At 40.6% G+C, this 25,348-nt stretch carries 19 protein-coding genes; 1 reads left to right on the top strand and 18 read right to left on the bottom strand.

All coding sequences use genetic code 11. The features are described from left to right. Positions 1-18: 18 nt before the first annotated feature. The 5 genes from G622_RS0109450 to G622_RS0109430 all read right to left on the bottom strand — a co-directional run bounded on the left by G622_RS0109450 (position 19) and on the right by G622_RS0109430 (position 9,748). Positions 19-777, bottom strand: coding sequence for a response regulator (locus G622_RS0109450; RefSeq protein WP_044957411.1), 759 nt, complete (start codon positions 775-777; stop codon positions 19-21). A 254-nt stretch (positions 778-1,031) separates the two neighbouring features. Continuing rightward, the gene (locus G622_RS22390; RefSeq protein WP_155831443.1) at positions 1,032-5,300 is read right to left on the bottom strand and encodes a hybrid sensor histidine kinase/response regulator; all 4,269 of its coding nucleotides are present in this window, start codon (positions 5,298-5,300) and stop codon (positions 1,032-1,034) included. 77 nt (positions 5,301-5,377) lie between these two features. Continuing rightward, on the bottom strand, positions 5,378-7,549 hold the full coding sequence (locus G622_RS0109440; protein ID WP_049945772.1) for an HD domain-containing phosphohydrolase: 2,172 nt from the start codon (positions 7,547-7,549) through the stop codon (positions 5,378-5,380). A 123-nt stretch (positions 7,550-7,672) separates the two neighbouring features. Beyond that, positions 7,673-8,638, bottom strand: a complete 966-nt coding sequence (locus tag G622_RS22385) for a methyl-accepting chemotaxis protein (protein ID WP_044915028.1) — start codon at positions 8,636-8,638, stop codon at positions 7,673-7,675. A gap of 51 nt (positions 8,639-8,689) precedes the next feature. Next, the gene (locus G622_RS0109430; protein ID WP_026510512.1) at positions 8,690-9,748 is read right to left on the bottom strand and encodes an FIST signal transduction protein; all 1,059 of its coding nucleotides are present in this window, start codon (positions 9,746-9,748) and stop codon (positions 8,690-8,692) included. A 260-nt stretch (positions 9,749-10,008) separates the two neighbouring features. Here G622_RS0109430 and G622_RS24560 point away from each other — a divergent pair, with 260 nt between their 5' ends. After that, entirely contained in the window at positions 10,009-11,196 is a 1,188-nt protein-coding gene (locus tag G622_RS24560) for an acyltransferase family protein (RefSeq protein ID WP_049945771.1), read from the top strand. Positions 11,197-11,206: 10 nt separating this feature from the next. Here the strand turns inward: G622_RS24560 and G622_RS0109420 are convergent, their stop codons facing one another. The 13 genes from G622_RS0109420 to G622_RS0109360 form a co-directional block, all read right to left on the bottom strand. Further along, positions 11,207-12,850 (bottom strand): bifunctional metallophosphatase/5'-nucleotidase, encoded by a 1,644-nt coding sequence (locus G622_RS0109420; RefSeq protein ID WP_026510511.1) that lies wholly within the window; start codon positions 12,848-12,850, stop codon positions 11,207-11,209. A gap of 56 nt (positions 12,851-12,906) precedes the next feature. Next, complete coding sequence (phnE, locus tag G622_RS0109415) at positions 12,907-13,716, bottom strand: phosphonate ABC transporter, permease protein PhnE (RefSeq protein WP_026510510.1); 810 nt, start codon at positions 13,714-13,716, stop codon at positions 12,907-12,909. A 13-nt stretch (positions 13,717-13,729) separates the two neighbouring features. Further along, positions 13,730-14,551, bottom strand: coding sequence for a phosphonate ABC transporter, permease protein PhnE (gene phnE / locus G622_RS0109410; RefSeq protein ID WP_026510509.1), 822 nt, complete (start codon positions 14,549-14,551; stop codon positions 13,730-13,732). 6 nt (positions 14,552-14,557) lie between these two features. Next, a complete protein-coding gene (phnC, locus tag G622_RS22375) occupies positions 14,558-15,346 on the bottom strand; it encodes a phosphonate ABC transporter ATP-binding protein (protein ID WP_044915023.1) in 789 nt (262 codons plus the stop codon). Positions 15,347-15,695: 349 nt separating this feature from the next. Next, positions 15,696-16,799 (bottom strand): phosphate/phosphite/phosphonate ABC transporter substrate-binding protein, encoded by a 1,104-nt coding sequence (locus G622_RS0109400; protein WP_026510508.1) that lies wholly within the window; start codon positions 16,797-16,799, stop codon positions 15,696-15,698. A 231-nt stretch (positions 16,800-17,030) separates the two neighbouring features. Next, positions 17,031-17,396, bottom strand: a complete 366-nt coding sequence (locus G622_RS0109395; RefSeq protein WP_026510507.1) for a DUF1667 domain-containing protein — start codon at positions 17,394-17,396, stop codon at positions 17,031-17,033. A 15-nt stretch (positions 17,397-17,411) separates the two neighbouring features. Further along, on the bottom strand, positions 17,412-18,671 hold the full coding sequence (locus G622_RS0109390; RefSeq protein ID WP_026510506.1) for an NAD(P)/FAD-dependent oxidoreductase: 1,260 nt from the start codon (positions 18,669-18,671) through the stop codon (positions 17,412-17,414). Continuing rightward, entirely contained in the window at positions 18,671-20,131 is a 1,461-nt protein-coding gene (locus G622_RS22370; RefSeq protein ID WP_044957433.1) for an NAD(P)/FAD-dependent oxidoreductase, read from the bottom strand. The genes G622_RS0109390 and G622_RS22370 overlap by 1 nt, the downstream gene beginning before the upstream one ends. Positions 20,132-20,355: 224 nt before the next feature. Further along, positions 20,356-21,861, bottom strand: a complete 1,506-nt coding sequence (glpK, locus tag G622_RS0109380) for a glycerol kinase GlpK (RefSeq protein ID WP_026510505.1) — start codon at positions 21,859-21,861, stop codon at positions 20,356-20,358. Between the two features lie 85 nt (positions 21,862-21,946). Then, a complete protein-coding gene (locus G622_RS0109375) occupies positions 21,947-22,525 on the bottom strand; it encodes a glycerol-3-phosphate responsive antiterminator (RefSeq protein ID WP_026510504.1) in 579 nt (192 codons plus the stop codon). A 349-nt stretch (positions 22,526-22,874) separates the two neighbouring features. Beyond that, the gene (locus G622_RS0109370; protein ID WP_026510503.1) at positions 22,875-23,111 is read right to left on the bottom strand and encodes a hypothetical protein; all 237 of its coding nucleotides are present in this window, start codon (positions 23,109-23,111) and stop codon (positions 22,875-22,877) included. Positions 23,112-23,222: 111 nt separating this feature from the next. Further along, positions 23,223-24,641, bottom strand: coding sequence for a serpin family protein (locus G622_RS0109365; RefSeq protein WP_026510502.1), 1,419 nt, complete (start codon positions 24,639-24,641; stop codon positions 23,223-23,225). Between the two features lie 16 nt (positions 24,642-24,657). Next, positions 24,658-25,278 carry an NUDIX hydrolase gene (locus G622_RS0109360; RefSeq protein ID WP_044915013.1) on the bottom strand — a complete coding sequence of 207 codons (621 nt, stop codon included), beginning with the start codon at positions 25,276-25,278 and terminating at the stop codon, positions 24,658-24,660. Positions 25,279-25,348 lie beyond the last annotated feature (70 nt).

The following is a 25,348-nucleotide window of genomic DNA, read 5'->3' as shown; positions in this document are numbered from 1 at the left end:
CCCCCAACTAGTCAATATTTATCTATGCAATATAAAAAACTCCTCAAGCTTATCCAAAAGCTCCTGCTTTGCTATTGTCTTCAGGAAATAGCCCTCAGGCTTAAGTGCCATAACAGCCATAACGCTTTCCTTATCACTTTTTCCGGTAAGAAACATAACAGGAATATGCTTTGTCTCCTCATCGCTTCTGAGCATTTCAAGCACCTGAGGTCCTGAAGTTATAGGCATCTCATGATCAAGCAGAATGAGATCCGGCTTGTTTTTACCAAGCCACTTGATAGCCTGTAACCCCGAGCTTGCCATGGAAACCTTGTACTTTTCTCTCAGCCACTCCCTCACAAGTCCAAGATAGCTTGCATCATCATCAACAACCAATATGCTCTTTCTCAGTTCCCCAAGGGCAGCCTTACTGAAAAGATCATTAACTGTTGATACAAACTCCACATTATCAATGGGACGGACAAATGACTTGAAAACAAGGTCAGCCGGCACATGGTCTTCGATATACTTTATGTCGCTCCGCTCGCCTATTGGAATGATCTGCTTTCCTTCATCTGTCAGCTTGTCGATCAAAAAACGCAGAACATCCTCACTTGGTCTGTCACCATCAGTCATGTAGGCTGTAACAAGGTCTGTACCCTCCCAGCCCTCATTTATACTGTTGATGTCCCATTTTTTAAAGATACATTCCATATCAGCATCTTTAATTTTTTGTATAAGCACTTTTACAAGGAAGGTTTCTTTCTCCCCTATAACCATTATGCGCTTCTTAGTCATAATATCTCCTCATAAAAAACCAGGTTCTATCTGATAAACTCTGGCAGTAGTTACTGTTCACACCTTACGGTGCTCACAGCAACTGGATTTGCCCATTCCAGTTGCCTTCGGCAAAGGGGCAAATCCTATATTCAAGACATAGAACATTCTCACGCTCAGCGCAGCAAGTGCGCAGAGCTGTCTGAACAGTAACTGGCAGTATACAGATACCGCGCTTGCATTTATACCTTATGCCAGTGATATTCTTTATATATTTATTGTATCAGTTTTTCCATTTCATCCCAACTAAAGGTTTTAAGAAGCTTCTTAAGCTTCCCTATCTTTTCTGCATCCTCGTCCTTTAGCTTATAGTTCTTAAGCTCTCCAAAAACCATCTCTATGCTGTCATAATCCATCTGAGGAATCAATTCTTTAAGGGCTTCATAAGCACCTTCAAGCTCATCATCCGGTATGGGCTCTTTTTCTACACTGTTTTCAAAAGCATCTTCGCCTTGAAGCCTTGCCAGCTTATCTTTATATGCGCGGTAATCATGCAAAAGCTTTCCGGTATTGGCATCAATAAAGGCTATATTCCCTTTATTTCCCGCTTCCTCAAGCTGTTCAGCAAGGGAGGATAATTCCATAGCTCCCACTATCCTGCACGAGCTCTTCAAAGCATGCACTTTTACAGTGTAAAGCTTTATATCCCCTGTATTATATGCTTTCTCAATAACTTCTGAATTACTATCTATAGTATCATAAAACAGCGTAATTGAATTAATAAACGACGTAATTCCGCCGGAGTTCTTGATTCCGTATAATGCCGAAATTCCTTCTACATCATTTAACCAGTATTTATCCTCAGGAAATACCTCTTTCTCCTCAGCCGGTTTCACAACAGGTTCCATCATTATTTCCGAAGGAAGATGCTTCATTATGGCTTTCTCAAGTTCTTCAGTATCTACAGGCTTTGCAAGATATCCATCAAAGCCCTTTGATTTATAGAAGGCTTCACCGCCTGCTGCCGCATTGGCAGTAAGTGCGTAAACCGGAAGATCAGGATGTGTCTTTCTGATCTCCTGAAGCGTTTCAATACCATCCATTCCCGGCATCATGTGATCAAGAAGAACGATATTGAAGTTTCCATACTTTATCTTTTCAAGACACTCTTCTCCGCTTGCTGCAGTTGTGACGAACATCCTTGTAGCCTTGAGCAGATTCTTTATTACGTTCAGGTTCATGGGATTATCATCCACAACCAGAACCTCTGCATCAGGAGCTACAAACTTCGGAACATAAGGTCCTCTTGCAGCCTTTTCATCGTGCTCTATGAATTTGCCAATGCCCTCTCTGTCGACGATTTTCTGTGAAAAAGTGAATATAAATTCGGAACCTACTCCGTATTCACTCTCGCACCACAAATGACCCTCCATGAGCTCGGCAAACCTTCTTGAAATATCAAGTCCAAGACCGGTTCCCTGAATGGCACTGTTCTTTTCCTCATCGAGTCTTTCATAGGCTGTGAAAAGCTTATCCACATCCTCTGCTTTAACACCTATTCCGGTATCTTTGACAGAAACACGAATACTGCACTTATCCTCTGTCATCTCTGCAATTGAAACTTTTAAAGTGAATCCGCCCTCTTCTGTGTATTTTACAGCATTAGTAAGCAGATTAAGAATTATCTGCTTAATTTTACCGGAATCACCATAAAGCTTCTTGGGAAGCTGATCATCAATCTTAACTTCAAATGAAAGATCCTTCTGTCCACTGCGGACTCTGATCATTGTAACTACAGATCTTAATAATTCAATAGTATCATATTCTGTCTCAACAAGGTGCATTTTCCCTGATTCTATCTTAGATATATCAAGAAGATCATTTATCAGATTCATGAGTGCTTCGGTGGCATTCTGAATATCGTAGGAATAGTTGATCATTGACAGGAAATATGGCTTGGGAACGTCTGTCGGATCCTCACGCATTATCATCTCTGACATGCCGGCTATCGTGTTGATAGGTGTTCTGAGCTCATGGGAAATATTGGCAAGGAACCTTGATTTTGCAAGATTTGCCCTCTCTGCCTCATCCTTTGCAGCCCTTATCTGCTCATACTGCTTCCTGATAACAGTACCGGACATAATTCTCCATACTGTAAGTCCGACAACAGCTGCAACAACAAGTCCAAGCAGTATTCTTATTATGGTCAGCTCAAAAAAGTGAGGCTTTTTTATTATCTTAAAAATCTCATCCTGATAAACATCACCATTTGAAGGATCAATTATCTGTACATGCAGATTATAATTACCATATCTTAGCCTTGTGTACTCAAGAGCAGACATTCTGTTTTGGGTAGATGTGATTCCACTGTCTTCATTTCCCTCAAGATACATGTGTACCGTGGGATTAGTCATAGAATAATCAAGAATTGCCGGGCTTATCTGAACTCGCCCAAATTCTGCAGGCAGAATGTACTCACCATTCTCATTTGGATATATTGTCTCGCCATTACTCTGAACGCTTCTTATTCCTATCTTTATCTTTGAAGACTGCTCAAAGTAATGATTTACATTAACACTTGACACACCTGTGCGCCCTGAAATAAATATGGTTCCGGTCTCAGTCATATAGCTGAAGGAATTCCCTGTAGGTACACTGGGAAGGCCGTTTGCCACTGTGCTTAATCTGTAATCCTTTACATCATCATTAAGCATATCCTGCGCTCTTACACAAAATACACCATAGGATGATAAAACCCACAAATTATCATTATCATCAAAATAAATATCAAAGTTATTGTTATAGGGGAAAGATTCTACATTAACTATCTTTCCGTTTTTCATATATTCAATCGAATTGGATGTTACTATCCAGTAGATATCCCGCTTTTCATCATATTTTATGCGAAGAATAACATCACTGGTAAGACCCTCTTCTCTGCTGATCTTCTTAATCTCATGCTTGTTGATCTCATAGATTCCATTGCCGTCAGTACCGGCATATATAATGCCGTCTCCGCCATCCTCTATTGTAAGAATGACTGTATTTTCAAGCCCGTCTTCTTCTCCGTAGCTTCTTGCAACCCTTCCATCTTTTACAACAGAGACTCCGCCATTCGTTCCCACCAGTATTGAACCGTTCTTGGCAACAGTTGCACAGCGGACTTCATTACTGATAAGTCCCGTACCTTCTGTATAGCTCTTTATCACTCCATTGGGAGCTACGCAGATAAGACCCTTTTTATCGTCATAAGCGCATATCCAAAGGTAATCTTTATTATCTTTAACAATGCATCTGATTCTGGTTTTACCAAAAAAATCAGTCAGTTCATTGTGTACGATCTGTTCCTGGTCATCAATTATCTGTAATCCATTGTCCGTTCCGATGTACAGATTATCATTCCAAAGGCAGGTCGTATTTACAACCTCCTCCGGCTCACCTGAAATATTGGTAAGATTTCTGAAATTACTGCTTACTATCTTCATTACACCCTGTCTGGAAGATGTAACCCAAATATTGCCCTGATAATCATCAGTAATCATTTCAATTGAATTATCGATTGGAATTCCGTCTAAAGTGTGAAACTTCTGATTTTCATCAATATAGCCAAGAGCATAACTGGAACTGACCCAAATTCTGTCGCAGGCAGAAGTAATCCACACAACACCTCCGGACAATGGGTAAACTGAAATCTCATAATATCTGGTTTTCTTTTTTCCAAAAGGGCCGTGATAAATCTTATCCCCGTTCCCACCTATATATACATATCCGGGTTTATCAGGATCGGCATAGATGGCTGTGATAGCATCTACTCCTATATCTGCTCCGGTTATATATTCACTGACCTCCCCGCCTGCAATACAAAAGGCATCGCCGCTTCTGGTGTTTCCGTAAACCTTACCCTCTGCATCTGCAGAAAGTCTTATAATATATTGATTCCTGAGCCTGTCATCATCAATCTCATAAACCTTGTAGTCGTCCTCATCAACATATACAACACCATTTGCGGTGCCAATCCACATTTTTCCATCTTTACTTTCCCCAAATCCTCTGATGGACGATGACGGAAGCCCGTCTTCATAAGTAATCCTTATATTTTCGCCATTGTTTATGATCACAATTCCATTATCATTGGTTCCAATCCACATTCTATGTTTGTGATCTTCGTAAAAAACCTTACCGTTGGTAAGTCCTCCGGATGAATCAAGTCTGTCGAAAGACTCTCCGTCGTATTTGAATACTCCGCTGTAGCCACCTACCCATATATACCCATCACTGGCTGAATATATAGAATTAGCGTCAGATGTGGGAAGTCCGTTTTTTGCATCATAAAGAACAGTGGTGAAACCGACATCATTGATCTGACCTGATGCAGCATATCCACCTCCGGTCCTGACATCTTCATTATCTGCCATTCTCTGGATTAAATCTTCACCTGTTGCGGCATGGGCACAAAAATCCCCCACCAGCCCTGCCGTTATAAGTGAAATAAGAGCTGTCATCATAGCTATTCCGGATATTTGCTTTAAACTTCTGCCCTTCATACTTTAAGTATTCATCCTCCGGTTATTAAAATTGTTCTCAGAATATCAGAAACTTTTGATTCCCGAAAATACAGTATTTACAAATTCTGATATTGGATAAGTACCTCTTTTACCTCATCCATGGATTCCAAAAAGACTTCAACGCATTTGGGATCAAACTGAGTTCCTGCGCCCTCCTTCAAAATCTCTATGGCCTGTTCAAGCGGAAATGCCGGCTTATAAACTCTCTTTGATACAAGAGCATCAAACACGTCCGCAACAGACATTATTCGGGCTGACAACGGAATGACTTCACCATGAAGTCCCTCGGGATATCCCTTTCCATCCCATCTCTCATGATGATAAGCAGCCATGTTTCTGGCTTCCTTCAAATAGTTCTCACCGCTTACTGTGCTTATGGCATGCTCCATTATCTGCTTACCCGCTGTGGTATGAGTCTTCATTATCTCAAATTCCTCCGGAGTAAGCTTTCCGGGTTTATTCAATATGGCATCCGGTATATTTATCTTACCTACATCATGCAAAGGAGCTGATGTAACCACGTCTCCAATATACTTAGGAGTAAGCTTTGATGCGTAATATCCTTTTCTCTTTAATCCTTCAAGTATTATTTTGACATATGCTGCGATTTTTTGGCTGTGTGCTCCTGTTTCAGAATCCCTGTTTTCAACCATATCAGCCATAGTGATGATAAGGCCGTTCTGCATTTTGGCATTGGCATCTGCATAGTGCCTGATATCTCTCATCTGTTCTGCAGTGGCTGAAGCCATATGACATATTGACCTGTATAGTTTTTCAACATCATCACCAGTTCGTATATTGAGGGATTTGATATTCTTTACATTTTCATCAAGCTTTTCCTGATTAGTATTATCTTCGATAAAGTCATCAAGGCATGACGCCATTGAATTAATGGGATATATGAGATAAAAGCCTGTCATCCATAGACCATATCCCAGGATAAGTATGAAAAATCCTGAGAAAATAAGAATAACTCTTAAAGTAAATACCCTCATATAATCACCGATATAAGACTCTGATATATCTGCTCCGGCATATCCAACACATTTGCCCTTGGAATCAAAAATCGGTTCATAGGCAGTAATAATAAAGCCGAAAACATCAGCTCTTTCAAAGTTATCAATTTTCTCTCCTGCAAGAAGTGCCGGAAGATATGGATCAAATGATTTGTCGAAGGGGATAACCTCTCCTATATACATTTCCGTCCGAAATGCTTCATCTGAATGAAATACTATGTAGCATCCATCCTCTTTTATCTGGTATATGTAGACATATTCTATTCCGGGAACAGTATCCCTGATTGAAGAAAGAAGCTTATTCGTCTTCTGATATTCTGAATTATTATATTCTATAGGTTTTTTACCACTGTTCAGATACCAGTTTATAGAATTGGCATTTACCACCTCTGATGCGAGTTTTGCGGCATTTTTAACATTGGTTCTGTACTCGCTTTTAAGATTTGAATAATAGAGTCTTAAGCCTGTGATTCCCATGATGACAGCAATAGCAAATGAATCTACTACAAGCATGGTGGTTATTTTTCTCTGGAGGGATTTTCTGTTTCGAATATTTTCTCTCTTTATTTTTTCTCTTTCTTCAACAGAAAGCGGCTTTTGTCTCCATCCACCTTCAAACGCTGCCTCTCTGTACCTTTCAGGAATTATTTTCACAATAGACAGCGCAATAAAAATAGTTACGGATTTATCCAATATATTAAGCAGCAAATTTATGACAAAGGTGCAAAAAACATAATTGATTCCAAGCTGCTCATTGATAAACGCAGCCATCTCGACAACTTCCACAAACTGAGGCTCACCAAGAAGAATCCACTGGAATGCCATTCCGACGATACCGGCGGCAAACGATACAGCGAATACAAATACAAAGAAATTCATTTTTTTCTGTTGCCTCATTCTATATGAATATAATGAGGTAATCTGCGCTATCATTACGTTTATTATCATGTAGTAGATTGCCGTGGGATTAAACAGCATACACACCACATTCGTAAGTACTGCAGTAACAATTCCCGGATAAATTCCGCAAAGAACAGACACTGACACAGTACCTATGGTATCAAAATAAAGCGGCAGCTTAAAAACATTCATTATAAAGGCAATGATGATATTGAGCAGAGCGCCGGCTATAACATATAACGGAATGCCAATTTTTTCAAAACACATTGTCCTGATATCAGATAGTTTTATCCTGGGCAATTTAAACTTCAATACCAGTTACCTCCGAATAGCGCAAAATGTCCAAGGCTGTTCTGAATTAACCGAACCCCCTGGACATTATAATACATTTTCGCATATATGTTGTCTATTTAATGTCAAAATAGGCTTTCATTTTTATTTCCTATCTTTTACAATAGGCTCAATCTGAGATACCAGATTATCGATGTGCTCGAAAACACTACTCTTTGTCGTACCGAGCGAATTAACTCTTTCAAGCTGGTTAACGAGAGCATCATATTTATTATTGATATCAGTGAAGCTGTTGCCGATTCTTCCAAGTTCATCAGAAGCCGCATCTGCAGTATCAGCAATTTCCTGCTGAACTACATTCGCTCCGTTAGCACTTTCTATGATCTCATCAAATGTTGCATTTGTCTCATCAACCTCCTGGATGCTTCGATCCATAGCTGCTATGGAATTCTGCATGCTCAGAGATAATTTCTCACTCTCCTGCCCTGCTGCGTCAATAGAAGCATTTACCTGACTGATCATCACCTTGATCTCATCTGCCAGTTCTCTTACCTCTGTAGCAACAACCGCAAAACCTTTTCCCGCAGCACCTGCTCTTGCAGCTTCGATTGATGCGTTAAGTGCAAGGAGGTTTGTCTGGGTAGCAATACCGATGATTTTTTTCATGTAATCGGATATCTGATCAACTGCACTCTTAAAGTTCTCAAACCCTTGGGTCATCTCATCAAAGCTTGCACGGACTTCATTTGAAGAATCCTTAAGCTCTGACACTTTATTCTGGGCATTCTGAACACTGTTAAGGATATTCACCTTAACATCCTGGAATTTTCCAGCGCTTTCGTTTACAGCCGCAAACATTTCATTAAAAGCATCCATTTCATTTCTAAGCTGTGTATTACTGCTGATAACATTTTCCACTGCCTCGCCCATATCATGGATTTCTGTAAGCGAGGATACCTCATTTCTTACCAGCTCCTTCTGAAATGTCTTCACAGAATCAGCAATATAAATAAGGGCTTCCCTTTTTTCTGCATCAAAAGCTTCTTTAGAAGGCTCATTGCTCTGAGCTTCAGCCGGTTCCGTCTTTTTCTTAAAAATATCTGTAAGCATTGCTATCTCCCTCTCATCTTTAAACAAATGTTTATCTGGCTAAGACCACGGTTATTCAAAAACAACACATGTCATCGTCTGATTAACAAATTGAGTGTTATAATGCTCTCCAAATCCGATAAGTCCGCAGGATGGTCCAAGCTGAGCTATTTTACCAAGATATGTATCCATTTCTCCTCTTCCTGAGAGTACCAGATATCTGAATATACAATTGACAGAATAAATACCGGAAATCCTTGAAAAATCATTCCTGATCTTATCTATAGTATGCTGCGCAACTTCCATCGGATCGCGCATTTCGAGAAGTGTGAGAATATCTGAGTCATTAATCTGTCTGTAAAGAATAAGTCCGCTTCCTGACACATCCTTTACTGAGCAGATACAAACATCATTACCTACCATCTTTCCAAGAGGATTCTGGAAAGTCTGGTCCATTATTTCCTTGTCAGTTCTTGCACCGGTGAGATCCATATAAACCTGCTTAGCAGATCTGCCGTTCAGCTCACCCAGAAAATATTTAGCCTTATCAGTCTTGGATGCTATAAGCTGTCTATTATCTTTGGGTTCGTAAATATTTTCTTTATAAGTCTTAACGCGGCCGCCCTCATTTTTAATGACAGCGTAAACCATAGCATCCTCATAGATTTTACCATTTACAGAGGCTTTTCCTGCATCACCTGTAGCCCCCATTACCTGGAGGTTAAACTTATCTACAAGTCTTCTTAATGTTGTAAGTACCGCTGCATCATTTCCTGTACAAAAATCAATGATTGCGGTATTCTCTTTTCCGGGCTTGATATCCTCAATATCCTGCTCGATTCTTTTAATATGACGTGCAGGCATGGAAGAAACAGTCTCAAGAACACCTGTCTTTACCTTAACTCCTTCAGTGAATGCAGTAATGTTAACTCCTTTTTCCTGGATCGTAGAATCATACCCCATACCTATACAACCAATACTGGGCACTCCGGGAAAACGCTTTTCAATCTCTGCAACATTTGCATCGAAGTGATCAGCATCACTTGTGAAAATTATGAGTTGGGGATTTGAGAGACCTTTAATTGCATCAGCTACATTTGCCGATGAATTTTTTCCTTTATACATTTTCATAATGCATTTCTCCTACTTTTTTTAGAAAAAATAAGTTAAACTCTGTATTAATCATGATACCATTCAATCATGAGGGTATACAATTATGTAAAAACTATATTTAATTAAAAAATCTCTTAAAATTTCATAAATTACTATTTCCAAATATGATAAAATTAATCTGATTTATAGAACATTGAATTTCTTGAACGCTTTTTTCCTCAATATGTTCGGAAAGTCATTGAAAACTATCTGACCGGGAGGATAATCTGACAGTTACCATGAATAATCGAAGTGAAAATGCATTTGGATTTCTTAGATATTATGCTGCTTTCTGTGTGATGTATCTTCATTTTACAGGTCACGTACAGGGCAATCTTCCTGAATATGCAGGTGAACTTGGTATCCTGAGATCAATAGTGGATTTTTTTCAGCCCACAGTTATAATGTTCGCCATAAGTGGTTTTCTTATTTCTGCATCTTTAGAACGTTCCGGATATGACGCTAAAACATTTATAAAAAAGCGGTTTTTCAGACTTTATCCCGACCTTTGGCTTAGCATGCTAATCTATCTGGGTGTGTTCTATTTGATAATTCCCAAAAAATTTGACAGTTCAATCTTCAAATGGCTGCTTACACAAGGGGCAGGCTTTGCAAGTACCCCGTCCTGCTTTAAGAAATTCGGTACAGGTAGCCTCAACGGTCCACTGTGGTATATAACAGTACTATTACAGCTCTATATTATTGTTTTTCTCTTTAAAAAGCTGACCAGAGAAAAGCGGAATTTTTATTTGTATGCAGCACTATGCTGCGTTCTTGCTGCTTCAAATTTATTTTTTTACTTTATTCAGAGCAGCGCAGGGGATACTATTGCAAAACTGATCGAACGCTTTTTCCTTCCTTATGCTATCTGGTTCTTTGTAGGAGTTTTCTTTCAGACCTTCAAATTACATGAAAAAGAATGGAGAACAAAAGCATTTATCGCCCTCCTGATACTTCACTGCTTTTTTAGAATAAGCGGTATTTTGAATATAGGCTACTACACAGGAATCATCACGGGGATAAGTACCGCGTGCCTTACGATCCTTGCAGCCTTTATCATTAAACCAATAAAAAATGATTCTACTCTCAAAGGCTATACAAGAAAGAATGTCGCTTGCGACATTCTCGCGCCGAGCGCGGTTGCTGAAGGCAACATATTCCTATCGCGCGAGTGCGCATCCATAGCGGAGCGCTTTTTATCATATAGGAAATCCAACGGAATTTCCTATATGATAAAAAAGACAGACCTGTCCTATGGAATGTACCTCTATCACTGGCTTTTTCTGAATATTATTATTCATTACAAGCTATATCTGAGATTCCACTGGATAGTCTGCCTTATTATGTTCACAGTCGGAACTATTCTGTTTTCTTTTGTTTTCAGGTACTCATTGCTGAAGCAAATACCTGTATTTCGGAAAAATTAAGGTTTTAGTTTTATTCAGGCAAAATGCATCTGAATCTGTTATTTATGATCTCGCCTACAGGGCTGTTTCTTCTTACAAAATCAATGACAAGGTCGGGCATTTCCTCAGGATAAGTGCGAATTGTCCTGCAGGCTCCTATACATTCATATCCGCCTGTTCCCGTTGCTCTGTAGTTACTGGTAACAAGAGTATACTTTTTGTCATCAATGATGTCGGTTCCATCAAGCTTTTTCAAAGTAACAACTCTTTCTCCCACAGGCTTTGTCAGGTCAAATTCATACCACAAGCCTGCATAGAAGTCATAGTTGTAATGCTCAACCTTGGGTTTTAAAAATACATCGGAGATTCTTACTTCATTTGTATTTTCGTCAATCTCAAAATATTCAGCACATCTCTCAAGCGCCATCCTTAAGACAGCTCCCGTAACCTCTTTGACCTCCTCAGTATTTGCAAACTGATATATACCAAGGACATCTCTGACCGTGATCTCTTTATGTAGACCAAGCGGATCATTTGCAAGACTTGTACAGGAAAAATCTGCTCCTGTAAGCTCCAATTGCACCTGATTGAAAATCGAAGCCACTTTACTTCCGTATAATGCTGCCTGAAGTTTATCCTCCGGAGCAATCTCACTTTCAAGACATCCTATGGGCTCATCAAGCCAGGTCTGAAGCTGTGTATTCATTGATTCCATAAATGAATGAGCCTTAAGTATCTCATCATATGCTTCACCCGCCTTCTCTACAGGTATAAGCTTTGATTCAACCTGCCAGCCCTTATGGGTTGAATTCTTAGACTCTGACATTTGAGCTGTAGAATTTTCCATTTGAAGGCTGCCTTCTGCCTGATTACCTGCTGCCTTCTTATCCTCTGTATCGTTATACTTTTGTATATCCAGCACACAGTACTTCATACCATTTGCCGGAGGCTGAACACCATAGGATTTATTAACCATAGTTCCTTCAACAGCCATGTGCTGATGTCCTGTCAGTAGAATATCAAAGTCAAGCTCTCTGGCTATTTTGCATGCCTGATTTTCCTCTGTCTCAGAAAGCTTATTGCCTGTATTTAAGTCCTCTTCAAAACCGCCATGATATATACAGACTGTTATATCTGATTTATCCCTTATGATATCAAGCTCGGCTTTTAGAGCTTCCACAGGATCTGTAATCTTTAACTCTGTCAGGTTTTTCTCCTGCTCCCAGACATTTACATAACCTGTAACTGCACCTGTTATTCCTACTCTCGTTCCATCCTCAAGTACATGAATAGCATGCTTTTTAATTCCAAGCTCTCCGCGCAGGTCCTCGACATTCGCACAGATAAGCTCCGCTTTCATAGCTTTGGTATAATCCAGAACCGCATCATAGCCAAAATTAAAATCATGATTGCCCAAGGTGTAGTACTGTAATCCCATGGCGTTAAACCCCTCTGCCATAGGATTAAAATCATAGCTGCCGCGGTTACTAAGATAATACGATAACAGCGGTGTTCCCTGAAGGCTGTCACCTCCGTCAATTAAAAGAGTATTGCCATCCACCTTATCTTTTATCTGAGCTGCAATATAAAACAGACCAGAATTTTCTTCTTTATTTGTCGAATAGTTTATTGGAAATACATGACCGTGCGTGTCTGATGTGAAAACAATTTTCATTTCTAAATCCTCAAATCCCCCACTGCAAGCAGCGGGGGAGTCATATCTGAATATTTTTAACCTCTTGTAAGTTTTAATCTGATTCTTGTAGAAATATACTCGATTATCAGAATAAGTATGATAAGTCCTGCAAGTATTGCTCCTGCTTCATTCCAGCGATAAGCGTTCATAGCAAAGATAAGGGGCGCACCAAAGCCTCCGGCACCAACCATACCAAGGATGGTAGCATCTCTCATATTTATATCAAATCTGTAAATTGCTGTTGATGCAAAGTTAGGAAGCAGCTGAGGAAGTATTCCAAAGCGGATCTTCTGCCACATATTAAAGCCTGATGCGTCAAGTGCCTCGATAACATGCGTATCAATATCCTCTATAGCTTCGATGTACATCTTACTTATCATTCCCACAGAACATACACCCATTGTCAAAAGACCTGCAAAAGCTCCGGGTCCTGTAACTCTTATGAACATAAGACCATATACAAAAGCAGGCACAGTTCTCACTGCCATGATAATCATTCTTCCTGCAAAGGCAATTGGCTTAGGTGTAAGGTTTGATGCTGAAATAAACGCAAGGGGAATTGAAAGGATAGCACCTACAATTGTTCCCAGAAAAGCTATACATATTGTTTCAAGCATCAGATACGGAACGCCCTGAGTGGTGAAGTCAAAAAGAAATGACAGGTCAGGTTGAAAAATTCCCAGTAGTACGTTAAGGGCTATCTGTCCACCATCCTGTGTAGTACCTGCTGTTTCAACAGCACTTCCGCTCCATACCATGAGCCCCACAAAGATAATTCCGATGGCAAGATTATACATCCAATCCTTGGGGCGTTTTTCATATGCTTCTAAAATTCTATTGTTCATAATCCCATCCCCTTTATACAAGCTTCTTACGAAGCATTCTGCTGATTGACTCGATAACAAATACTGCCACAAAGAGAGCTATAAGCATCATTCCAACACTTGAGTACTCTCTCCATGATATCTTCTCGTTAAGGATAAGTCCGATACCACCTGCTCCTACGTAACCAAGAACAGCTGCATATCTCACATTACCCTCAAAGTTGAAAAGGCAGTTTGAGAGGAAAAAGGGAAGAACCTGAGGAACTATGGCAGAGATAAATGCTCTTGCCTTGGTAGCTCCCATAGCTTCCATAGCTTCGAAAGCTCCCATGTCTACAGTCTCAATCTCTTCATATGTAAGTTTTCCGATATATGCAAATGAAAAAACTGCAATCGCAAATGTACCTGCAAGTGTACCAAGTCCAAATACAAGAGTTGCCACAAGAGCAGTTACCAGTGTAGGCAGAGTTCTAATAAGCGAAAACATAACTCTGACAATTGATACAATCACCTTATTAGGACAGACATTTGTACTTGCCAGCATTGCAAACGGAACTGAGAGAAGTGCTCCTACTACTGAACCCAAAAGTGACATTTTAATAGTATCAAATAAGGGCCCCCAGACTTTTCCCATAAAGTCTGCATTTGGAGGAAACATCTCACCGACTATAACAAAAAACTGCCCGATACGCTGGGTTAATACTTTCATATCAAAACCGGTGATTTTTACTGACAGCGCACTCATCAGTATAATGAAAATAAAATAGACAGGCGCACGTGATGCCTTTTTCTCTACTGAGTTGCCGTTAGGCAGTGTATATACTTTTGGTTTAAAAATCTTATCGTATACGCTCACTTCAGATCACCTCATTTCATTATGATCATTTGCATCAAGAACATTTCCTTCATCATCCACTTTGCCGTTATAAATCGTAGCAAGCACGTCCTTATCCACATTTTCAGCAGGGCCGTCATAGACGATTTTTCCTTCTCTTATTCCAACGACTCTTGTGGCATATTTAAGAGCAAGATCCACGTGATGTATATTGATAAGAATTGAAATATTCATCTCCTCGTTGATTCTCTTAAAGTCATCCATTACCTGCTTGGCAGTTACAGGGTCAAGCGCGGCAACAGGCTCATCTGCAAGGATAATCTGAGGATTCTGGGCGAGAGTTCTTGCAAGAGCTACTCTCTGCTGCTGTCCACCTGAGAGCTGATCTGCACGAACAAATGCCTTTCTTAAAATTCCCACTTTATCAAGGCATTCAAGCGCCTTCATCTTTTCTTCCCTGGTATAGATTCCAAACAATGCTCTAAACCAGGGCATATCAGGAACAAAAGAAGTCAGAACATTGTTAATTACTGTTGTTCTGGTGATCAGATTGAATGACTGGAAGATCATTCCGATTTTTCTGCGAAATCTTCTGAGCTGTTTTCCGGACAAGCTCATCACATCAACACCATCCACCGTGAGTTTACCGCTTGTCACATCGTGCATCCTGTTGATGGTACGAATGAGTGTGGATTTACCTGCACCTGAAAGTCCGATAATTGCTACAAATTCTCCCTGTTCAATAGTAAGATCAATATGTTTTAATCCTTCAAAACCATTGGGATATTTTTTTCCTACATCTTCAAACTTGATCATTATTCCTCTCCTGAATCTAAAACACTGTCCATTAATAATTTCAATATCCTAAAATAAGAATTTCTTAAATCAGAACAAAGAGTCGCTCGCGACTCTTTGCGCGCTGGTGCGCGCAAGCTTTAGCTTGCAAAATTCATCTGCGCACCAGTCGCATCCTTAGCGGAGCGCTTTTTATTCAATAGGAAATCCGAAGGAATTTCCTATTGAAAAAATAGGGGAGGTTAATAACCTCCCCATATAAAACCATTATCACAACAAATTTGTGATTCCCCAAAACAAATCCTGCTCTCATGATCATGAATCAGAACAAGATCCTCCGTACGCGAAATCATCGCACTAAGTGATAACTTTAGTTCATTGATTTGATGAGCTCCTGAGCAGCTCTCTCTGAATCATAATCAGCAGCATTAGCTTCTACATAACCATTGTGGTTGTAGATTGAAATAACTTCCTTACCTGCATCTGAATTACCAATGTTAATGAATGCCTTGGAAAGAGCAGCCTTGAAAGCATCGTCCATAACAGGAGATGTCTTGCTTACGCTGATTGTATCATTATAAATACCATCTGTAACACCGATTACTGATGTCTCATCCCAGATGCTGGCTTCTCTGCCATATTCTGTTGTCCACTTCTCCTCATTGTCACGTCTTGCATCTGCATAGCAGCAAAGAACGTCGATCTGGCCTGAAGCAAGTCTTGCGAAAGCATTACCATATGAGTCAGACTGTACAGCGTGTGAAAGGTCTGTTACATGCTTCTCATAGTTTGCCTGAAGCCAAAGTGAAGGATAAATATATCCAGCTGAAGATGAAGAGTTCATTACGCTCCAGTTAAGTCCGTCAAGATCTTCCCATGTAAGCTCTTCGCCGGCATCAACCTTAGCTGCAACTGCCTTACCAGCCTCTGAAGGTCCTGTAATAATAAGTGCACGATAGAATGTTACCTGATCCTCTGTAGGCTCTGTGGGCTTGTTGTCATTCCAATCCTTTGCATTAGGGCTCTCGATTGAAAGGCCATCCCTTGTAGCTGTAAGAAGAACATCACAACCATCATCGTAAAGTACATAAGTACCACCGGGGATAAGACCTATATCAATTGTTCCTGCTGAAAGGCCTTCACCAACTGCTTCATAGCTTGTACCAACTGTGATGTCAACTTCGCCAACCTCATAGCCAAGAGTAGCAAGCTCATCTGTAAGAAGCTGCTTAAGAGGTTCTGTAGCAGTAACAATCTCATCGGGCTCACGTGAAGGTACAAAACCAATTGTAAGCTTATCAATCTTTACTGTCTCAGCAGCGTCTGCGCTCTCTTCTGTTGCATCAGCAGACTCTGTTGCCTCTGTTGCCTCTGTTGTTGTCTCAGCTGCAGTTTCTGCAGTCTTGCTTCCGCAGCCTGCAAGCATTGATACTACAGATGCTCCGGCGATCATCATTGCAAATAATCTCTTCATAATTCCTCCTAAAATTAAAAGTTTTTTGAGCATTTACGTACTCTACTCAAAAAAAAGCCCATGTAGAAAACTACGCTACATGAGCTCCTTACAATAACACTCAAATTATATTTAAGTTGATTGCGGTTGTCAATGAACTGAAGTAATAATAATTTTAAGATTTTCTTAAGTTTCCATTTTACATAATAAAGTTCTGCTCTCGTTTCACATAGCAAAACTAAGTAGTACTTATTATTTTTCTGAAACTTCCCGCGTTGCAACCACATCCACTCCTGTTCCGGCTACATTTTTCACAATAACATCACCTATATGTACCGGTGCCTTTACACATGCATTATCTATTTCCTTCATGCATTCGAATATTTTATCCTTTGGTATATTGGATTTGGTTTTCACTGATACCCGGGGCTTATCTCCCCCCAGTATTACAGCAGTACTTGTCACCGTGCGCTCAGGATGAGTCACTTCATTTCTTGCATATTTATCTCCAATGGCACAGGTGTTTCCTTTTACGGAAATTACCTGTCCCTCATCAAGTTCTACTGTTATCTGGCATCCCATAGGACAGCCGATACATGTAAGTTCTCTCTTCTCCATGGCTTCTCCTTTTTCTTACTCTGCTTCTATCTTTATAGTAACCTTCTTAGGATTGGCTTCCTTTAGCTTAGTCTTTTGGAGGATTACCTGCTCCATTTCACCGGGAGCCATGATACGCTTTTTATTGTGCATCACTCTCTCATCATCGAAGTAGACACTTACATAAGAGTTCTTATAGACTGCTCCCACTCGGAATCTCACTGTCAGAAGATCGTCCATCCTGTCAGGATTGATTGTTGAGGGAACCGTATATCTTGCGCCCTCTGTAGCGAAAAGCTCAATGATGCTTCCGCCCTCCTGCTCTCCCTCTTTTACAAACTTCGCAGCATTTTCGCCTGCTCTTGTTGCCTCCTCGGAAACATAATCCACAAGATCATGAACGTGAAGCACATTACCACAGGCAAATACTCCGGGAATATTGGTCTCAAGAGATTCATTTACCACAGGTCCGCTTGTTACCGGATTCATCTCTACGCCTGCATTTCTCGAAAGCTCATTCTCCGGAATAAGTCCGCAGGAAAGAAGTAATGTATCGCAGGTGTAACGCTCTTCTGTTCCCGGTATGGGCTTCATGTTTTTATCTACCTCAGCAATCGTAACTGCCGTAAGGTGCTCTTTTCCTTCAATATCAACAACGGTATGAGAAAGCTTAAGCGGAATTCCAAAATCATCCAGGCACTGAACGATATTTCTCTTAAGTCCGCCTGAATAAGGCATGAGCTCGGCCACAACCTTAACCTTTGCTCCTTCTAGTGTCATACGCCTTGCCATTATAAGTCCGATGTCACCTGATCCCAGAATCACTACTTCACGCCCGGGCATATAACCTTCCATATTAACAAGACGCTGTGCCGTTCCTGCTGAGAAAATCCCCGCAGGCCTGTATCCCGGAATGTTGAGAGCTCCCCTTGGACGCTCCCTGCAGCCCATGGCAAGAATTACTGCCCCGGCTTTTATCTGATACATCCCATCTTCGCGACTCATGGCTGTAACTATGCGATCTGATGATATATCCATAACCATTGTATTTAGCTTATATTCTATTTTTTCATTGAGTACCTGGTCTATAAAACGCTGTGCATATTCAGGACCTGTGAGTTCTTCCTTAAAGGTATGAAGCCCAAATCCGTTGTGAATACACTGATTCAGAATTCCGCCAAGTTCTTTATCTCTTTCAAGAATTAGTATTTTTTCTACTCCGGCTTTTCTGGCAGAGATAGCTGCAGCAAGACCTGCAGGGCCTCCGCCCACGATCACAATATCATATGATGTCATCACTGCTCTCCTCCCTTCTGGTGTTTGGTACGCTCCACGACTATGTTGGAATGGCCGCCGCTCTTTGTTATCTCCTCATAGGAAAGTCCAAGCTCCCTATGAAGTATCTCCATGGTACGGGGAGAACAAAAGCCTGCCTGACATCTTCCCATTCCCGCTCTGGTTCGTCTCTTAACACCATCGAGAGATCTTGCTCCGAGAGGTCTGTGAATGGCATCGAGGATCTCGCCCTCAGAAATTGATTCGCAGCGGCAGATGATATTGCCGTATGCGGGATTTTTCTTAATAAGTTCATTCCTTTCTTCTATAGAAAGTCCTGATGGATCCACAACATCTTTTCTTGTAGCTATCCAGTTCTCTTTAGCTTTAAGCTGCATCATGTCCCTTAACATATTTCCAACCATTTCGCCGATTGCAGGGCTGGCTGTAAGCCCGGGGGATTCTATACCTGCTACATCAATAAAGTGATCTGCACCTTTTACCTCTTTGATTATAAAATCATGACACACTTCATGAGCTCTAAGTCCCGCAAAGGATGTAATAACCTTTTTAATGGGGAGATTCTTTACATGATCGCTGGCCTTGGTAATAAGGTCATTTATCCCCTCAGCAGTTGTATTGGTTCCTTCGGGATCATCGATATCCACAGCAGTAGGTCCCACAATAAGATTTCCATGGACTGTAGGAGAAACCAATACGCCTTTTCCAAACTTTGAGGGCTGCGGGAAAACTGTGTGAGTTACATGATTTCCAACCTCTTTATCCAAAAGACAGTATTCACCGCGGCGTGGAATGATCTTTATCTTATCATCATCCATACTTACCATATTGTGTATAGTATCCGCATATACTCCTGCCGCATTAACCACGTATTTTGTAATGTATTCACCGTTATTGGTGCGAATATGCCATAAGCCATCTTCATGCTTTTTAATATTCTCAACCTTTGTATTGAATCTGAAATCAACTCCGTTCTCATTGGCATTTTCCGCCATTGCTATGCAAAGTCTGAAGGGGCAGATAATTCCTCCGGTAGGTGCATAGAGCGCTCCCTCTGTACTGTCTGATAAATTAGGTTCCATTTCAAGAGCTTCACTGCGACTAAGTATTCTCATATCCTTTACTCCATTAGCCACACCTCTGTCATAGAGCTTTTGCAGCTCCGGCAATGTTTCTTTATCAATGCAAACGACCATAGAACCGTTTCTTTTAAAAGGTATATCAAGGTCCCTGCATAGTTCATCCATCATCTCATTGCCGCGGACGTTTAATTTCGCCATCAGTGTATCTGTATGTGCATCAAAACCTGCATGCACTATAGCTGAATTAGCCTTTGATGTTCCTTCGCAAACATCCTCACATTTTTCAAGTACACAAAAGTTTCCTTCATAGCGCGAAAGCTCTCTGGCAACCGCACTACCCGACACTCCTGCGCCTATGACTATGACATCATATACCATATCTTTTTCACCTCTGTCCTTTTTATTGTTATCCTGAAACAAACGATTATATATTTAGCAACTATATTCCTTTCGCGCGAGTGCGCATCCACTGCGGAGCGTTTTTTATGATATAGGAATTTCGGAGAAATTTCCTCTATATCATAAAAAAGGAGCAGCCTAATAAACGCATCTCATCATGCGTTACTATACATACTCCCATTCTCAGCGTATCAATTATTAAGTTAAACGGTATTTCTTGCCCATCCTCTGGTAGCCGCTACAGCCTGATTCCAGCCCTTCAGCGCCTTTGTTCTTTCAGTATCCGGCATCTGAGGTTTAAATTCTCTGTCTACAGCCCAGTTCTTAATCACATCTTCCTTGCTTGTCCAATACCCCACCGCAAGGCCTGCCAGATATGCGGCACCTATAGCTGTAGTCTCAACACAGCTCGGACGAAGTACATTGGTATCGATGATATCTGACTGGAACTGCATCAGGAAATTATTCATCGATGCTCCGCCATCAACCTTCAGTGCTGTAAGATGCTTACCCGAATCAAGTTCCATACAGTGAAGTACGTCATAGCTCTGGTAAGCCAGTGATTCAAGCGTTGCGCGAATAATATGATATTTATTGACACCTCGTGTAAGTCCTGTGATGGCTCCTCTTGCATATGGATCCCAATATGGAGCTCCAAGTCCTGTAAATGCCGGGACTACATAGCATCCATTTGTATCCTTTACTCTTGTGGCAAAATATTCTGAATCCGGTGATGAATCAACAATTTTCAGTTCATCCCTAAGCCACTGGATAGCTGCACCTGCTACAAAAACCGAGCCTTCAAGGGCGTATGTAACTTTATCATCAATGCCCCACGCTATTGTGGTTATAAGATCATTCTTAGAATATATCGGCTTATCTCCTGTATTCATAAGGATAAATGAGCCTGTTCCGTAAGTATTTTTAGCTTCTCCCTCCTTAAAACAGGTCTGTCCGAATAGCGCAGCCTGCTGATCACCTGCTGCTCCTGCTATTCTTATAGGGCCTCCAAAGAACTCCGGATCTGACTCGCCATATATACAGCTTGATGGCTTAACTTCAGGAAGCATACTCTTTGGAACTTCAAGTATCTGACAAAGCTCGTCGTCCCATTCGAGAATATTGATATTGTAAAGAAGTGTCCTGGATGCGTTTGAATAATCTGTTACATGAACCTTCCCCTTTGTCAGCTTATAGATAAGCCAGGTATCAACAGTTCCGAAGCAAAGCTCTCCTTTCTCTGCTCTCTCTCTTACTCCCTCAACATTTTCAAGAATCCATCTGATCTTGGTTCCTGAAAAATAGGGATCGAATTTAAGTCCTGTCTTTTGCTGGAACTTCTCAACTATTCCCGGAATCTTGCCCTTCATCTGCTCCGCGTAATCCGCAGTACGGCGGCACTGCCATACAATTGCAGGATATACAGGCTGTCCTGTTGCTCTGTCCCAGACAATTACAGTCTCGCGCTGATTGGTTATTCCAATTGCAGCGATATCATCTGAAGTTGCTCCTATCTTTTTCATAGCTTCACGAGCTACAGAAAGCTGTGTCTGCCAGATTTCATTAGCATCATGCTCAACCCAGCCCGGCTGCGGAAAAAACTGAGTAAATTCCTTCTGCGCCACTGAACACATCTCACCTTTCTCGTTAAACAGGATGCATCTGTTACTGGTTGTTCCTGCATCCAAAGCCATTACATACTTTGCCATTACATTGTTCTCCTTAAAACTTTTTATAAGCTCTGCATTACTATTCTTTGTTCAGGTCCGTCCTGATTCTGAAGCTGTCTGTTCGTTACAGTTCCCACACATCCCTGTTGGTTGAGGAAACTGCCATAGCTCCACTCTGCAAAGCATTCATAACATCATCCCGATCTGAAATAAGTCCTCCTGCAATCACAGGAACCCTGCTTATTGCATTTACCTTTTTAATAATCTTCGATACTACAACTCCCGGCAAAATCTCGATTACATCCGGAAGTGTCACACCATATCCCGCCTGTTTTTCTATATTCACAAGCGCCATGCTGTCTATTACAAAATATCTAAGTACTGTGTATAATCCAAGCTCTTTTGCATGCTGGATAAGATTCCCCTTGGTGGTTATGATTCCGTCCGCCCTGGTGTTACTTTTAATAAAATCAAGGCACACCTCTCTGGTGTTGTTAAGGCCTGTCACAAGATCCACATGGACCACTGCCATCCGTCCTGCATCCTTAACCCTTTTTACGATATCACCAATCGTGCAAATATCACCATACAGAATAAAGATAATTCCCACCTCTGTTTTTAGCGCCGCAGACAGTCCATTATCGTCCTTAACCGCTGCTATTATCGGGTTTTCTTCGATTTTATCTATAAAATCTCTATGCATCAAAAATCATCCTTACAATAATAATTAAACTAAATATAGTCAATATCCAGGCATAAAAAAAGAACATGTCTAACAAACAGGCGTCAACCTGATAATTTGATAAGCCACATTCTCTAATCTCACTGGCAATCATTAACTTTACTAAACTACTTTAACGCATTTTGACTATTTTTTCAATATTTTTTACAAAAAAGGTGGCGAATTTAATGGCTTTTTGGAAAAAACATCCAAAAAAACACTTTTTAAAATTCCCCATTTATTTTCAAATATCATCCCGGGGGAGAAATGCCTGCTTTACAAACATTAGCCAAAACAACATTTTCTCCCCGGGATAATAAAAGCTTTTATATTATTTACTGTTTGCCATCATTGCAAGGCTTCTTGCAATAGAATCGAAGGTATCAGACTGATTGGATGACTGTCCGTCTGCTATCATTGCCAATGTATGGGAAATATCATTAAGCGACATTACTATATTTTCCATAGTAGCCTTTGTGATCTCAGCCTCATTTCCTTTTTTTACAATCTGGTCAAACTTTAATGATCTTTGCTGCTGTAATCCGGTTACTTCAGATAATCTGCTCATAATTGTACCCCTTTCAAAAGAAATAATATGTTACTTATTACTATAATCTAATACCCTGTTAAAAATCTCTTAAATATCTATTACCATTTGTTTATAAAGCCCTCAAATGCCTTATTCTACTATCTGTCCATAGAATAAGATTTCTTTATTTTTTCCTGATGTGGTTATCAGATATTTGAAAGGTTCGTTAGCTATGAATTCCTCAGGTATTACCTCATCCTCCAAAGGCGCAGCACCTAATACTGCCATTGCAGTTGCAGCTGCTGCCTCCAGACCATTCTCGTCTGTTGTAATCTTGGTTTTCTGGATCACATCTGAAATGTAAAATCCCTTATCCATAGTCATTGCAGTAAAGTCGGCATTCTTTGAAAATGCACTGACCACGCCTCTTTTCTTCAGGAATTTTATAAGCTCGCCCTGATTCAATGAGGTCTCGGTGTCAAATTTAGGAAGCTTAATATGTACGTGCTCAGTAGAAGCCTGCTCCAGCTTATCCTGAATACCTGTTATATCTCCTATTGCAAAAATAGCTTCTACCCTGCCGTTCATAGGAAGCACTACAAGTTTTACAGAATCATCCTCATAGAACTTGAAGGTATCCGTCTTTTCCATAAATACCTTTTTAATGTTGCATTCATCAAATGCCTTGAAGTCCCCTTCCTCGGTAAGATATTCATCAAAGTTCTTCACCCAGGTCGCCTTAAGATAAAGCGTATTAATAAGCATTATGTCCTTTTCTGACAGATCGTTACTGATTTGGGGGATAAGACCATTTGTTCCTTCTTTAACCCAGCTGTTTACTTCACCGGTGATTTTGTCCGGAACAACATCCTTTGCCTCGGCACCAAAGAAAGCCTTAACATACTTCTTATATTTTTCGGATATGTTTCCAGGCATTTTTCTGTTATGCCACACGGAATTCAAGAGCTTAAAGGTCAAAAGTCCACTTGACGTATCCGGTGCATTTATAAGGCCTTTATACCAGAGATTCATTTGCTTCTCATCTTCAAAGCCTGCTGCCGCAAGAAGTTCCTTCCTGGTACTTGAACCGGCGCCTGCTACTGCCATGGCGATGACTGCCCTTAAGGATGCCGGTGATACCATATAATTCTCAATATCATATCCAGAGGATTCCAGGAACTTAATAAGTGACTTGTCAAACTCACTCATGGCTTTGACCTTCGAATTATCTGTGTCGTCATCATCATAATCCTCTGCATCAGATTCCGTATCTTCATCGTCAGCAGCTTCTTCATCATCTGCTTCCAATGCAGCAGCTTTTGCCTCAGTCACACTCTCTGCTTTATCTTCAGAAGTCACTTCATTATCCACTTCACCTGAATCCGTTGAGTCCAAAGCCGCTTCTTCCGATTCATCCTCTCTCTCCGGTATTTCTTCCTGTTCATCAGAAGATTCTGAAGCTTCCTCGATATACTCTATATTATCATTTCTGGATTTTATAACCATAAACGATATCAGAAGCAAAAGACCCGCAACTGCAATTATTATTATCAGTATAATATCTCCCATCCACTATCCTTTCATATTAACTGCTTTTCCTCATACACTCCTTTGCGAGAAGCCATGCCATAACATGAACACTCTGCTGAAATCCGCCTTTTTCTATGAGTTTTTCTATGTAATCCGGGGTGTTTATCTCAATATTTAAAAACTCAGTTTCATCAAGATTTTGTCCTGTCACTTTTCTGCAGTCAGTAGCCAGAAAAACATATGCATAATTATCGGCAATTGTAGCGTTTGACGGAATTTTGATAAGATATGTCCATTTTCCTGCCTCATATCCTGTCTCCTCTGAAAGCTCCCTTTTAGCGGCTTTCAGGGCTTCCTCGGCATTCTCTTTTCCGTCACCGTATTCCTTTCCATCACTTCTCTCTATTCCTCCTGCGGGAAATTCCGTTGTAACTTCGCGGATTCCCTGTCTATACTGGCGAACGCAGATAAGATTGCCATTTTCATCAAAGGGAACTATTACCACGTAATCGCGTCTGCTGTAACTGTAATAGGGTTCAAAGATCGTACCGTCCGGAAATCTGAAAGCAGACTTTCGAAAATCAATCCATTCATCTTGTACTAAATGCTCTGTTGAAACCTCCTCCCAGGCTAAATCGTCTCTATTTTTCTCCAGGTTACTTTTATTCTGATCCATAATGTTCCTTTTCTTATTTGTTATTTTGATGAAAAGCAGGTTTTCCTAAGAAGGAAACAAAATCTGACTT

Source organism: Butyrivibrio sp. LC3010 (assembly GCF_000424385.1).
Classification (GTDB): domain Bacteria; phylum Bacillota; class Clostridia; order Lachnospirales; family Lachnospiraceae; genus Butyrivibrio.
The sequence above is the reverse complement of the archived record's forward strand: the minus strand, read 5'-3'. Positions and strand labels throughout refer to the sequence as shown.

Coding starts and splice junctions, on each gene's coding strand:
- G622_RS0109450 (WP_044957411.1), bottom strand. CDS start 777: ATGACTAAGAAGCGCATAATGGTTATAGGGGAGAAAGAAACCTTCCTT.
- G622_RS22390 (WP_155831443.1), bottom strand. CDS start 5,300: ATGAAGGGCAGAAGTTTAAAGCAAATATCCGGAATAGCTATGATGACA.
- G622_RS22385 (WP_044915028.1), bottom strand. CDS start 8,638: ATGCTTACAGATATTTTTAAGAAAAAGACGGAACCGGCTGAAGCTCAG.
- G622_RS0109430 (WP_026510512.1), bottom strand. CDS start 9,748: ATGAAAATGTATAAAGGAAAAAATTCATCGGCAAATGTAGCTGATGCA.
- G622_RS24560 (WP_049945771.1), top strand. CDS start 10,009: ATGAATAATCGAAGTGAAAATGCATTTGGATTTCTTAGATATTATGCT.
- G622_RS0109420 (WP_026510511.1), bottom strand. CDS start 12,850: ATGAAAATTGTTTTCACATCAGACACGCACGGTCATGTATTTCCAATA.
- phnE (WP_026510510.1), bottom strand. CDS start 13,716: ATGAACAATAGAATTTTAGAAGCATATGAAAAACGCCCCAAGGATTGG.
- phnC (WP_044915023.1), bottom strand. CDS start 15,346: ATGATCAAGTTTGAAGATGTAGGAAAAAAATATCCCAATGGTTTTGAA.
- G622_RS0109400 (WP_026510508.1), bottom strand. CDS start 16,799: ATGAAGAGATTATTTGCAATGATGATCGCCGGAGCATCTGTAGTATCA.
- G622_RS0109395 (WP_026510507.1), bottom strand. CDS start 17,396: ATGGAGAAGAGAGAACTTACATGTATCGGCTGTCCTATGGGATGCCAG.
- G622_RS0109390 (WP_026510506.1), bottom strand. CDS start 18,671: ATGACATCATATGATATTGTGATCGTGGGCGGAGGCCCTGCAGGTCTT.
- G622_RS22370 (WP_044957433.1), bottom strand. CDS start 20,131: ATGGTATATGATGTCATAGTCATAGGCGCAGGAGTGTCGGGTAGTGCG.
- glpK (WP_026510505.1), bottom strand. CDS start 21,861: ATGGCAAAGTATGTAATGGCTTTGGATGCAGGAACAACCAGTAACAGA.
- G622_RS0109375 (WP_026510504.1), bottom strand. CDS start 22,525: ATGCATAGAGATTTTATAGATAAAATCGAAGAAAACCCGATAATAGCA.
- G622_RS0109370 (WP_026510503.1), bottom strand. CDS start 23,111: ATGAGCAGATTATCTGAAGTAACCGGATTACAGCAGCAAAGATCATTA.
- G622_RS0109365 (WP_026510502.1), bottom strand. CDS start 24,641: ATGGGAGATATTATACTGATAATAATAATTGCAGTTGCGGGTCTTTTG.
- G622_RS0109360 (WP_044915013.1), bottom strand. CDS start 25,278: ATGGATCAGAATAAAAGTAACCTGGAGAAAAATAGAGACGATTTAGCC.